The following is a 10,826-nucleotide window of genomic DNA, read 5'->3' on the forward strand; positions in this document are numbered from 1 at the left end:
GCGTCATTCGTAAGGCGATCAAGAACCGGAAGATTTTTCGGACTGATGAGTCAGTCATGAAGGTAATCTATCTGGCCATGGAAAAAGCTTCCGAGAAATGGACCATGCCGATCAGGAACTGGAAAGCAGCCATGAACCGGTTTGAAATTATGTTTCCTGACCGGTTCAAGGAGTAATAGTTTTGGTGGCGTTTACACAGAATTATTTACAGGCTCCCTTCGTCTGATTAAAGCTTGCCTTAATGGCCTCCATTGGTGATTCACCCTTAAGGGCAACTCGAAACTCCACAAACATCAATTTATACAGTAGATAAAACCCTGGTATCAGGTAGAGGCTAAACCCGAGCATTACCATCACAAACACGATCAGGTAGCTGGTCGCCAACTGAAAATAGATACCCGTCGACTTTATTAAACTGTCATAAAGGCTTAACTTCTCCCCCTGATCACGACTCTCAATAAAGAAGATCGCGGCCCCCGTGGCAAGTGGCTCTATCAACACTGAGGCAAACAAGTCTGCAACCCCACCACTCATCTCGCTATTGCCAGCAAAAGACTGTTGGAGGTAAAAGCCAGCGATTTCAGATGGAATGGCAGACAATAGAAACAGCACCGTTAGGCTTAAGCCATAACGAGCAAAAAAGTGTAACGATGAACTATAGATAACATTCAAATTTCACCAGCTTAATCAATTTACCAGGGAATCACTGAACCATCATAATTGATGAACTGGCCACTGTTTTTCAAAGAAAGTTGATCAATAACCTTGCGAATCCCTCGGATGGAGGTTTCAGTATCAATCAGCGCATTGACTCCCCCCATATCGGTCTGTACCCAGCCAGGATGCAATATGCCTACACTAATACCTTTCTCAGCAAGATCAACAGCCAGACTCTTACCCACAGCATTTAATGCCGCTTTAGCAGAGCGATAGATATAGCTCCCGCCCTTCTGGTTATCTCCCATACTCCCCATTTTGCTGGACATCATGATGATTTTCTTATCATGACTCTGAGCTACTTTTTCGACCAGCGCCTGCGTAACCATCATCGGGGCTACAGCATCAACTCTGAGAACCTCCATCCATGGGTCAACGGTAACCTCATCGTAAGACAGACCGGATGGGCCATAGATCCCGGCATTATTGATCAGGATATCAATGGGTTCTTCAATCACATATTGCAGGTTATGAATCATTCCGGGCTGGGTAATATCCAGAGGAACCAATTCAAACTGGTAACCAGCAATGCGCTTAAGCTCCAGCAGTTTCTGAGACTGCTCAGGAGAACGGCAACAACCATAAACTTTTGCGCCCTCGGCAAGATACTGACGGCACAGCTCCAGACCCAGTCCCCGGCTAACGCCGGTGACCACAACTACTTTTTGCATACTGCCTCCTGAAGAACAGAAACACTTCTTTATCGAAGTTTCAATAAAATGGTCGATATTTTATCTCATAGTGACAACAGTTTATTACAAATGATAGTCACGCTATTCTGGCACAGTGACTGTATCAAGACGTTACCATGGACAGGTACGTACAATGGCAAGAGAAATATCCAGCACAACTCCACAAAACCAGACTTCTCAGTCAAAAGAGTCAGGGGTACAGGGTACCCAAAAAGGTAGACATGGTATCAGAGACACGAGTCACGCTGAGGCGCAGGTTTATCACGATAAATCTGTCCAAAACACTGAAGTAAAAAGCCTGGAAAGACGGCAGATAAGCCCTCAAAACCTGAATATGATTATACAACTTGCTAAAAAGGGTGAATTGTCAGGCTTCTCTTCGGCGCTTCAACAGCATTGCAGCAATCTTAAAGAACTGGATCAGACCATATCACTATTAAAAAATGAGGGCATTTGGAAATCTGAAGATGTTCAAAAAATTATTATTAACCACTTCAAAATACTTTTTCCCCAGGAAGCATTGCCAAAACTGATTGAGGGGTTAGTCTAATGAGTCAGGAGAAACTGGATAGCCTCAGATTAATCATTCAGCGAGCTGATGAGCATGACAGCCTACTCGGCATGATGTCCAGAGTAGCGGTGGATACATTCATTCAGAAACACTCACCGGCCAAAATTAATCGAAACCAGCTGGTTGACCAGATCACTCAAGATATCCACCGCCAGATTTCAGCATTGATTTATCAACAGGAAGAATCTTTGATAGGGCAAAAACCTAAGCTGGAACAGGAAATTAATTTTTCCAGAAACCAGAGAAGAATTGAACAGAAATACCTTCAGGAAAAAATTGCCCCCACAAGGTAGTTATCATAATTCAAGCCAAAGAAAAAGGGGCTTTGCCCCTTTTTCTATCAGATCACACCAGCAACAAAACGATCGTTGCCAGGCTGAGAATCAAGGTGCCACCGTAGCAAACGACCTTAACACCCACTCCCGGATGAAAGCCCAAATCATGAGAACCATGATAGATACGGTGAATACAGGCCCAGTAAGAAGGCACCAGAGCTACCATCAGCGCCAGCTTACCTATCCAGCTATCCAGAAAGAAGGCTGACATTCGTTCGTAGGAAAGCGCTTCAGCGGGAATTATATCCAGAGGCACGCCCAACCCAACCACAAAAATAATGGCCGGAAAGAAAAAAGCGATAGTGGTACCACCTGCACCAAACAAACTCCATAACAGAGGTTCAATATGACGCTTATTACTCATCTTACCTCTCCCTTAAAGCCCAAACACACTAGCTGCCAGAATAACCGCTGAACATACAGCCAGACCAACATACATCAGCTTGTTGACTACATGATCCTTGACCATCTTACGAATCTGCTGTGGCAGCACCCGTGGCGTCATGTCAAAGTAAGTCACTGCATGATAAATGGTCAGCCCCAGAGTCACCACAGTGAACAGAATCATCAGCGGGTTAGCCTGTAAAGCCAGCCAGCTATTCCAGGCTGCTTCACCTCGCACCAGTTGCACCAGACCTGCAAAAAGGTTCAGCGCATAAAGACCGTCAACAACACAGGAAGATTCCCGAATCATGTAATTGCGGTAATAAGGGTGATCCATATACCAGGTGCGCTTCATCGGACGCACATAGGGACGACGACTCATCACTTGTCTCCTTTTCGTGGCATCAGGAAAGAGAGCGCCCAGTCCTGGGAACCCTGCAATTTATTCTGATTGATGGCAGCAGCCGGATCAACATTCTTCGGACAAACCTCAGAACAGTAGCCAACAAAGGTACAGGACCAGACACCATTCTTGCCTTGAATCACTTCAGTTCGCTGTTCGTAGCCATCATCACGACTGTCCAGATTGTAACGGTGACCCAGGGCAATCACTGCCGGTCCGGTGAACAATGGGTTCAAGCCCATCTGTGGACACGCGGAGTAGCAGAGCATGCAGTTGATGCACATGGAGAACTGCTTATAAAGGCCCAGCTGCTGAGGCGTCTGCTTATTCACACCCTCTTCAACCGGCTTCTCCATCGCATTGATGATGTAAGGTTTCACTGACTCGAGTTTCTTGATGAAGTCCTCAGAGTCAATCACCAGGTCCTTTTCAATCGGGAAGTTAGCCAGTGGTTCTACCCGGATGGTGTTCGGATAGTAATCCCGCAGGAAGGTTTCACAGCCCAGCTTTGGTGTGCCGTTAATGACCATGCCACAGCTGCCACACACCGCCATACGGCAGGACCAGCGGTAAGCCAGCGTAGAGTCCAGTTCGTCCTTGATATGCTCAAGGGCATCCAGCATGGACCAGGCTTCCACATAAGGAATAGTAAAAGTGCCAAACGTCGGCTTGTCATCGGTTTCCGGATTGTAACGCAGAATCTCGATGGTTATGGTTTTATCACTCATGACAGGCCTCCTTACTTCCCTTCACCGTTTTTCTCAGCCGCCGCGCCATAAACGCGCTCTTCTGGCTGGAATCGGGTTACATTAACGTCTTCATATTCCAGACGAGGCTTGGCATCACCGTTAAAGAAGGTGACGGAGTGTTTCAGGAAGTTGACGTCATCACGGGCTTCGAAACCATCAATACGCTGGTGCGCACCACGGGATTCCTTACGTTCAACACCACCAATGGCCATACACTCAGCAACCATCAGGGAGCTTTGCAGTTCAAAGGCCTGCAGGAGTTCGGTATTGAAGACCTTACTCTTGTCTTCTACCTTCACGTTCTTGAAGCGATCACGCAGCTCGGAGATCTTGTCCAGACCAGCCTGCATCTCTTCACCCACTCGGTAAATACCAAAGCTGTCTTCCATGGATTTCACCATTTCATGACGCAGGTGAGACGCTTTTTCAGTACCGTTGGCATTACGCAGGCTTTCGATAGCCGCCAGATGCGCTTTGGCTTGATCCAGCAATTTACTTTCATCAGACATCACGTTCTGACTGGCAAAATCAGCCGCACTTTCACCCGCAACCTTGCCGAAGACCACTGTCTCTGCCAGAGAGTTGGAACCGAGACGGTTAGCACCGTGCATACCCACGCTGGCACATTCACCCGCAGCGAACAGACCTGCCAGATCGGTGGAACAATTGATGTCAGTTCTGACACCACCCATGGTGTAGTGAACAGCAGGACGTACCGGAATTGGCTGATGAACCGGATCAACCCCCAGGTAATTTTTCGCCAGGGAACAGATCAGTGGCAGACGCTCCATCAGTTTCTGCTCACCCAGGTGGCGCAGGTCAAGATGAACCGCATCACCCAGTGGGGTTTCAATGGTGCGGCCCTTACGCTGCTCCTGCCAGAATGCCTGGGAAAGCTTGTCACGCGGACCCAGTTCCATGTACTTGTTCTTTGGCTGACCAACCGGGGTTTCTGGTCCCAGGCCGTAATCCTGCAGATAGCGGTAGCCATCCTTATTCAACAGGATACCGCCTTCACCACGACAGCCTTCTGTCATCAGAACACCAGAACCAGGCAGACCGGTTGGGTGGTACTGAACAAACTCCATGTCACGCAGAGGTGCACCGGCACGCAAAGCCATGGCATGACCATCACCGGTAACAATGGCACCATTGGTGTTGAAACGGAAAATACGACCAGAGCCGCCTGTTGCCAGAACGACCGACTTCGCGAAGAATACTTTAGGTTCACCAGTTTTCACTTCGATGGCAACGACGCCCTGTGCACGGCCATCCTCCATAATCAGGTCAGTCGCAAAATACTCATCAAAGCGTTCAATGGATGGGTATTTGGTGGACGTCTGGAACAGTGTGTGAAGCATATGGAAGCCAGACTTGTCTGCAGCAAACCACGTACGCTCGATTTTCATACCACCAAATGCACGAACGTTTACGTCACCATCGTCCTTACGGTTCCAGGGGCAGCCCCAGTGCTCCAGGCGGATCATCTCTTCAGTGGCATGGGAAACAAAATAATCCACAACATCCTGATCGCAGAGCCAGTCACCACCGGCAACCGTATCCACAAAATGGTTTTCCAGAGAGTCATGATCCTGAATCACACCGGCGGAACCGCCTTCTGCAGCTACCGTATGGCTCCGCATAGGGTAGACTTTGGAAATCAGTGCAACTTTCAGCTCAGGATTTTTTTCTGCAACGGCAATCGCAGCCCGAAGACCGGCACCTCCGGCACCGACGATGGCCACATCAGCCTTTATGACCTGCATACGCAAACCTCTACCACCATTCACCACCACCCCAAACAGGGATAGCCAGCGAACTGGCTAAATTGAATAATTAGAAAAGGGTTAAAAATCTAGTACTGAAGTTTATATAACCCAAAAATTAAAGCCATTGACATAGAACAAAAATAAATCAATTTTTCGGAAAAACCATATTTTTAATACGGATAAACAGGGTCAACCACTATAAACAGGCGCTTTAATTTTAGGGTATGCAAATTTAAGGCTTAGTTAACAACAAGTTCGCTTTTAATTATCAACTTACGCAAAAAAACCTATAGCCTGGAAATAAATTGGGACAGAATGATAATACAGCCAAACACAAAACAGGTTGACATCAAAATAGTTCCACCAGGTGCCCGAAACGGGTTTTCATAGGCCGGCTTTTTCCTTAATACATAGACCATTGCCGTAGGCAGAAGGATAGCCAGAATTGCCAGAGCAACCGCAGCATAGCCCAAGGCTGCGACAAAACCGTCCGGAAACATAATGGCAATAATAACCGGTGGGATAAATGTCACCAGCGCGGTTTGCAGCCGATGGATTCGGGTATCTGCTCTTTGTAATAAGTTGGCAAGATAATCAAACAGCCCCAGAGCTACGCCTAATACGGATGTTAATAATGCCAAGTCTGAAAACAAATACAGAATGGTATGGACATCTTTGTCACTGCTTAATGCTGAAATTAAATGAGCCGTTGCCCCGGATGACTGACTGATTCTTAGTAATAAGCCTTCTGGTAATACCCCCATCACAGCCATCAGCCAAAATGTATAAACCGTCAGCGGGATCAGGGTCGCTAAAAGAAAAATCAGTGGAATATGCTTCAGCTGCTTCTTTTGATAAATGATAATGCTGGGAATGCCACCATGATAACCGAACGAAGTAAATATGACCGGCAATGCAGCCAGAACCGATAGATACTCAACCTTGGCCGTATGTATCATACTCTCATAACGCACCGAAGGTGCCAGTGAAATCAGAGCAAGGATGAAAGTAACGATCATCAGGGTAAAAAAGATACGGTTAACAAGATCCACTGCCCGGGTACTGTAATAAACAAAAGCACCGGCAATCAGAGCAAAGAAAATCACGCACAATTGAGAGGACGCTCCAGGAACTGCTATTTGAACGTACTGCGCCAGTAATGATCCCCCCCCCGAAAAGTATGCGGACATCAATGCGTAAAAAAGCCCAAGAGGCGCAATTGCAGAAAGAACCTTCCCTATTCGCCCTAATGTTCTGCTGGCCATGGTATACAAATTACAGCCAGGTTTGATGGCAACATTTGCTTCAAAGGCATAAAGGGCGGAGATAACCGCAAAAAATGCCGTCACCGCAAAAATAATCATAACTGGTATCAGGCCTGTACTGGCTGATACCAGTGGCAAAGCAAGCATGCCCGCACCTATTGCCGTTCCTGCCAAAATTAAAGCACTGCCAATTACGGTAGAACGACTTGGTTCAGACATAAGCGAGCACCTTCACTGAATATAAATTTCAGTGATAAAGATAGGGGAATTTAGCAAAGATGCTCGCCTAATTATGTCCTGGTGGACAAAGTGAGTCTCAAGCGGAGGTGAATACTGCTTATTTCAAAAAGTGCTGATAGGGTTGAACCAGGAGATTCGTTCTCTATTCAGCCTTGTCAGCCATATCGGCCTCGCGGTTCCGTGCAGCTAATGACTGGAGACTGTCAAACCGCTTCTGCAAGGCCCGTAACTGAACATCCACACTGGCATCAACAACACCGATCTCACTCTCCATAATACAATCGCCGGATGACAACCGGGGATCAGCAACAAGGTCAATAAAACCAACGCCTTTATACTCGGCCAGGATGGTATTCAGGCGCGCCTGGACAGCACTGTACTGAGCAGATGGAACACGGATGGTTACATGCTTCTCATTTCTGACATGTTGCAGGGCATTTTTAACCAGGCTTATGGCCAACTCTTCCTGATCGAACTCTCCGATGATCTTTTTAACACCGGACAGCAGGATATTCGCAAGCGTATTTTCAATATCGGAAAGATAATTGATCGTCCTGCTGACGACTTTCAACATATGATCAGTCTGTTCAGCCTTGCTTTCAGCCAAACCATCCTGATACCCCCGATTTTTTTCCTGCTCATAGGCTTGGCGTGCTTCCTCAGCGATGCCTGCAGCCTGCTGCTGGGCAGCCTTAATTATTTCCTGAGCTTCAAGATAGACAACATAATCATCTGCCTTGAGGACTTTACAGGTTGGATCCAGCTCCAGCTGGACATTATTCAGGATAACAGGTGCCGCCACTGTCGATTCACCTCTTTATGTGTTTTTAGCAGTAACTTCACGCACTGGGCTTTACCCAGCCCCCCCGCATCTGGTGAACTCAACGTCTTTTTCCAGCTGCTGGGCATCTTTAATATCAATCGTTGCCGAAAGGCTCCGGGCAAATCAGAAAACGCTGTGGCAATGACCTGTTGACCATTCATTTCCAGAAAGGCTTTAAATCGATCCAGGTGTTTCCAGTCAATAAGGATACTGGGACCATTTTTTTCTGATGCCCTGCTGATAAACTGCGCTTTTTTCACCGTAAAACGGTAGGCCTCTTCTCCCAGACATTTCTGCAGTGCCATACGCTCATCCCTGCGTATAACAGACCGGACAGTTCCTTCGTTCAGGATCAGTCCAATGTATAAAGCCAGCCGCTCAATTTCTTCGGCACTGGCAAATACAATCCTTTTATCCAGGCGGTCAAAGTCATAATCAAACTGCTTCGAGATACCAAACTTACTTAATAAATAGTTTGATATATTAAACTCTGCAGGCACGCTGGACTGAAGCGTTTTAAGTAATTTGAAATGTTTATCCGATTTAAGCCAGCTCGTATGGACATACCGAACAGGAAAGAAGTTAAACTCAACCATGTGATTGAACAGGCTTGTTCCATTGTTGTCCTGAAAAACATTGTTACTGTTCATTGGTCATTTCACTCTAACCATATTCACTCAACCGAATAACCATTTAACGGGGCATGCACCGTCCCACAATGATTGTGGTCCCGGGCAACTCATCCGTTATTAACGATCATCCTTTTTTCTTCTTCTTTTTCTTCTGTTCCATCATCCAGAAGAAATAGCCACTGGCACCCAGTGCCAATACCAGCAGGAGAATCAAAGAATAGACAACGATTCGAATAACCCCTGCAGAATTAGGCGTGACATCAACAAAAAGCACCGTTTCTGTTGATGGCCTGTCAAAGTTGCCAGAGTTCAGGCGGGTTGCCGGGAACAGCGAAACAGTGATCTTCTCCAGAGAAAGCCCCTCAATACTGTTTGCCACCAGGGTTTTTACTTTGGGAATCAAACCAGCCAGCTCCAGCTCAGGGGTATACTTGATAAACACTGAGGCTGAGGAAGGGTAGTTGACATCCGTCAGGCTATCCTGCTCCTGAGGCAGTACGACATGAACACGAGCAGTCACGACACCATCGATCATTGACAGTGTTGATGAAAGCTCCTGTGACATGGAATAGGTATAACGGGCCCGTTCTTCTGTCGGGGAAGAGATCAAACCATCTTTAGGAAAAATATCACCAATCGACGAGTACTTTTCTTTCGGAAAGCCAAGGCTGCTCAAAATCTTGATCGATCTTGCAACATCACCGCCTTCCACCATGATGGTGACAATTTTGTCTTTATCAACCAGTTTCTCACTGGGAATATCATTATCAAGAAGGATGGCAAGCATTTGATTACCTTCTTTCTCATCAAGCCCGGAATAAAGCTCGACTTTACATCCCAGTAATAAAAGACCGATGAGACACAGTAATGTAACTCTAAAGCTCTGGACAAACCCCTGTTTCATGACGAGCCAACCTTATGCACGTTAAAATATTTATTGCTCTTACTTTTAACGGCCAGTTGCAGAGAAAAATTACGATTTACAGAATATAGTTTGGAAAGAGAGGCTCAAGGATGACAGCTGAAGGAAAATCACCTTATTTTCCTTCAGCTTACAGAAAAATAATAATTACTGATTACGCATCAGTAAAACTCAATCATCAACCCTTAAATACCCCACCAAATACTCCATAAAAATCAATTATATATTTGATTAAGTAGACAACAATATACTCTTTAACTAAAAATGGTACACATTTAATGGTACACAAATCACCATTATTTTCATTCTCTCACTCACAAAACTATCGACAACTATTTGATTGAAAGAACACGCATCAGCCATTAAAACCGGGATAATAATCTGTATTTTTAAAGATCAAGTCTCTTTCAATATTGAGTGAGCGTGTTTTGTCCCCCTGCCTCAGGTATGTTGCAGCAGGAATCCAGGCTTGGTGTACCAATGATTTTGAGTAGCCCTCATCCTTCATCATAAGCTCAATTCCAGTCTGCAGGACTTATCCCAAGCGTGCTCAGCTCCTTTATAAAATATGGGTCTGCCACTCTTACGAGACCAGTTATAAAAAGCCATAGGATTTGGTACTTAAATTTACAATAACCCGGTGTCAAGGAATCAGCTCCCTGTTCCAGAACATCATTAACTGTGCGTTTCCCGGTCAGAATATTGTCGATCACCGGATATTCCTCACTGTCCCCAAGTCCGAGAGCCATATGCGTTTGTCAATACCAGGCAATTAATGGCAGACTATCGAACGGGGCGATTTCTCCCTCTGTTTCATCAGACAAAGCACAGCTCTAAAGAATAATAAGGATGGCGACATGTCGGATTTCGAAGTGGGTTCGGTGATTCGTTATACAGGGGACTCTACCCACAATCTTGAGACGGGTGAGGTTGGACTGGTTTTTCACTTTTTAGAGTCAGAGGACGGGGAGGCTGAGTTATTGGTGGCTTTCTCCAATGACAGTGTTCAGGACTTCAATACGCTGGACAGTGATGACCTTGAATTCCTTTTTGTATTCGACGATTTTGAACTTATGGAGCAACTCTCAGAGTCCGTTGAGGATGGACAGGGGGTTCCTCCCGAAGTCGCCGACTTTCTGAACGAAGTTTCTGGATAAAATCATAGCGATCCTGCAGGGAGGCAGATATGACAAGACCGAGAGTGCCAGTCAGTTTTAATGGCAGGAGCACCGAGCAATGTCCGCACTGTGGCAAGACGCGGCCTGTAGTGGATTTTTCGGAAGCGATGCATTCGCTGGATGCGTTAAAACGGCAGGAAGTGTTC

14 protein-coding genes and 1 pseudogene are annotated in these 10,826 nt (G+C 46.2%); 4 read left to right on the forward strand and 11 right to left on the reverse strand.

From position 1 onward, the window contains the following. Window positions 1-176, forward strand: a pseudogene (locus AK963_RS32295) (IS256 family transposase); the annotation flags it as partial. A gap of 25 nt (window positions 177-201) precedes the next feature. Here AK963_RS32295 and AK963_RS20370 read toward each other — a convergent pair. Together AK963_RS20370 and AK963_RS20375 are read right to left on the reverse strand one after the other, a co-directional pair. After that, window positions 202-672 carry a hypothetical protein gene (locus tag AK963_RS20370; RefSeq protein ID WP_139117554.1) on the reverse strand — a complete coding sequence of 157 codons (471 nt, stop codon included), beginning with the start codon at window positions 670-672 and terminating at the stop codon, window positions 202-204. Between the two features lie 20 nt (window positions 673-692). Beyond that, on the reverse strand, window positions 693-1,388 hold the full coding sequence (locus AK963_RS20375; protein WP_066017270.1) for an SDR family oxidoreductase: 696 nt from the start codon (window positions 1,386-1,388) through the stop codon (window positions 693-695). A 154-nt stretch (window positions 1,389-1,542) separates the two neighbouring features. Between AK963_RS20375 and AK963_RS20380 the strand changes: the two genes are divergently transcribed. Both AK963_RS20380 and AK963_RS20385 read left to right on the forward strand, forming a co-directional pair. Next, window positions 1,543-1,959 carry a hypothetical protein gene (locus tag AK963_RS20380; RefSeq protein WP_066017271.1) on the forward strand — a complete coding sequence of 139 codons (417 nt, stop codon included), beginning with the start codon at window positions 1,543-1,545 and terminating at the stop codon, window positions 1,957-1,959. Further along, a complete protein-coding gene (locus tag AK963_RS20385; protein ID WP_066017272.1) occupies window positions 1,959-2,273 on the forward strand; it encodes a hypothetical protein in 315 nt (104 codons plus the stop codon). Before AK963_RS20380 ends, AK963_RS20385 begins: the two co-directional genes overlap by 1 nt. Window positions 2,274-2,325: 52 nt before the next feature. Here AK963_RS20385 and frdD read toward each other — a convergent pair whose 3' ends face one another. From frdD to AK963_RS35680, 9 genes are all read right to left on the reverse strand, one after another. After that, complete coding sequence (frdD, locus tag AK963_RS20390; RefSeq protein ID WP_066017273.1) at window positions 2,326-2,679, reverse strand: fumarate reductase subunit FrdD; 354 nt, start codon at window positions 2,677-2,679, stop codon at window positions 2,326-2,328. 12 nt (window positions 2,680-2,691) lie between these two features. Beyond that, the gene (locus AK963_RS20395) at window positions 2,692-3,081 is read right to left on the reverse strand and encodes a fumarate reductase subunit C (RefSeq protein WP_083232804.1); all 390 of its coding nucleotides are present in this window, start codon (window positions 3,079-3,081) and stop codon (window positions 2,692-2,694) included. After that, window positions 3,081-3,830 carry a succinate dehydrogenase/fumarate reductase iron-sulfur subunit gene (locus AK963_RS20400; protein WP_066017275.1) on the reverse strand — a complete coding sequence of 250 codons (750 nt, stop codon included), beginning with the start codon at window positions 3,828-3,830 and terminating at the stop codon, window positions 3,081-3,083. The genes AK963_RS20395 and AK963_RS20400 overlap by 1 nt, the downstream gene beginning before the upstream one ends. Before the next feature lie 11 nt (window positions 3,831-3,841). After that, entirely contained in the window at window positions 3,842-5,617 is a 1,776-nt protein-coding gene (gene frdA / locus AK963_RS20405; RefSeq protein WP_066017276.1) for a fumarate reductase (quinol) flavoprotein subunit, read from the reverse strand. 290 nt (window positions 5,618-5,907) lie between these two features. Further along, the gene (locus AK963_RS20410) at window positions 5,908-7,104 is read right to left on the reverse strand and encodes an amino acid permease (protein ID WP_066017277.1); all 1,197 of its coding nucleotides are present in this window, start codon (window positions 7,102-7,104) and stop codon (window positions 5,908-5,910) included. Between the two features lie 163 nt (window positions 7,105-7,267). Continuing rightward, window positions 7,268-7,927: an HrpE/YscL family type III secretion apparatus protein gene (locus tag AK963_RS20415; protein WP_083232805.1), complete on the reverse strand. Its 660-nt coding sequence runs from the start codon at window positions 7,925-7,927 to the stop codon at window positions 7,268-7,270. After that, window positions 7,906-8,598 (reverse strand): SctK family type III secretion system sorting platform protein, encoded by a 693-nt coding sequence (locus AK963_RS20420; RefSeq protein ID WP_066017278.1) that lies wholly within the window; start codon window positions 8,596-8,598, stop codon window positions 7,906-7,908. Before AK963_RS20420 ends, AK963_RS20415 begins: the two co-directional genes overlap by 22 nt. Before the next feature lie 106 nt (window positions 8,599-8,704). Next, window positions 8,705-9,484 carry a type III secretion system inner membrane ring lipoprotein SctJ gene (sctJ, locus tag AK963_RS20425; protein WP_066017279.1) on the reverse strand — a complete coding sequence of 260 codons (780 nt, stop codon included), beginning with the start codon at window positions 9,482-9,484 and terminating at the stop codon, window positions 8,705-8,707. A gap of 373 nt (window positions 9,485-9,857) precedes the next feature. After that, window positions 9,858-10,013: a hypothetical protein gene (locus AK963_RS35680; protein ID WP_238593800.1), complete on the reverse strand. Its 156-nt coding sequence runs from the start codon at window positions 10,011-10,013 to the stop codon at window positions 9,858-9,860. A gap of 346 nt (window positions 10,014-10,359) precedes the next feature. On the opposite strand from AK963_RS35680, the gene AK963_RS20435 reads away from it, so the two are divergent. Beyond that, window positions 10,360-10,659 carry a hypothetical protein gene (locus AK963_RS20435; RefSeq protein WP_066017281.1) on the forward strand — a complete coding sequence of 100 codons (300 nt, stop codon included), beginning with the start codon at window positions 10,360-10,362 and terminating at the stop codon, window positions 10,657-10,659. Window positions 10,660-10,826: the final 167 nt, after the last annotated feature.

This window comes from Endozoicomonas atrinae, assembly GCF_001647025.1.
GTDB classification, from domain to species: Bacteria; Pseudomonadota; Gammaproteobacteria; order Pseudomonadales; family Endozoicomonadaceae; genus Endozoicomonas; species Endozoicomonas atrinae.

Coding starts and splice junctions, on each gene's coding strand:
- sctJ (WP_066017279.1), bottom strand. CDS start 9,484: ATGAAACAGGGGTTTGTCCAGAGCTTTAGAGTTACATTACTGTGTCTC.
- AK963_RS35680 (WP_238593800.1), bottom strand. CDS start 10,013: ATGATGAAGGATGAGGGCTACTCAAAATCATTGGTACACCAAGCCTGG.
- AK963_RS20400 (WP_066017275.1), bottom strand. CDS start 3,830: ATGAGTGATAAAACCATAACCATCGAGATTCTGCGTTACAATCCGGAA.
- frdA (WP_066017276.1), bottom strand. CDS start 5,617: ATGCAGGTCATAAAGGCTGATGTGGCCATCGTCGGTGCCGGAGGTGCC.
- AK963_RS20375 (WP_066017270.1), bottom strand. CDS start 1,388: ATGCAAAAAGTAGTTGTGGTCACCGGCGTTAGCCGGGGACTGGGTCTG.
- AK963_RS20385 (WP_066017272.1), top strand. CDS start 1,959: ATGAGTCAGGAGAAACTGGATAGCCTCAGATTAATCATTCAGCGAGCT.
- AK963_RS20380 (WP_066017271.1), top strand. CDS start 1,543: ATGGCAAGAGAAATATCCAGCACAACTCCACAAAACCAGACTTCTCAG.
- AK963_RS20395 (WP_083232804.1), bottom strand. CDS start 3,081: ATGAGTCGTCGTCCCTATGTGCGTCCGATGAAGCGCACCTGGTATATG.
- AK963_RS20410 (WP_066017277.1), bottom strand. CDS start 7,104: ATGTCTGAACCAAGTCGTTCTACCGTAATTGGCAGTGCTTTAATTTTG.
- AK963_RS20420 (WP_066017278.1), bottom strand. CDS start 8,598: ATGAACAGTAACAATGTTTTTCAGGACAACAATGGAACAAGCCTGTTC.
- frdD (WP_066017273.1), bottom strand. CDS start 2,679: ATGAGTAATAAGCGTCATATTGAACCTCTGTTATGGAGTTTGTTTGGT.
- AK963_RS20435 (WP_066017281.1), top strand. CDS start 10,360: ATGTCGGATTTCGAAGTGGGTTCGGTGATTCGTTATACAGGGGACTCT.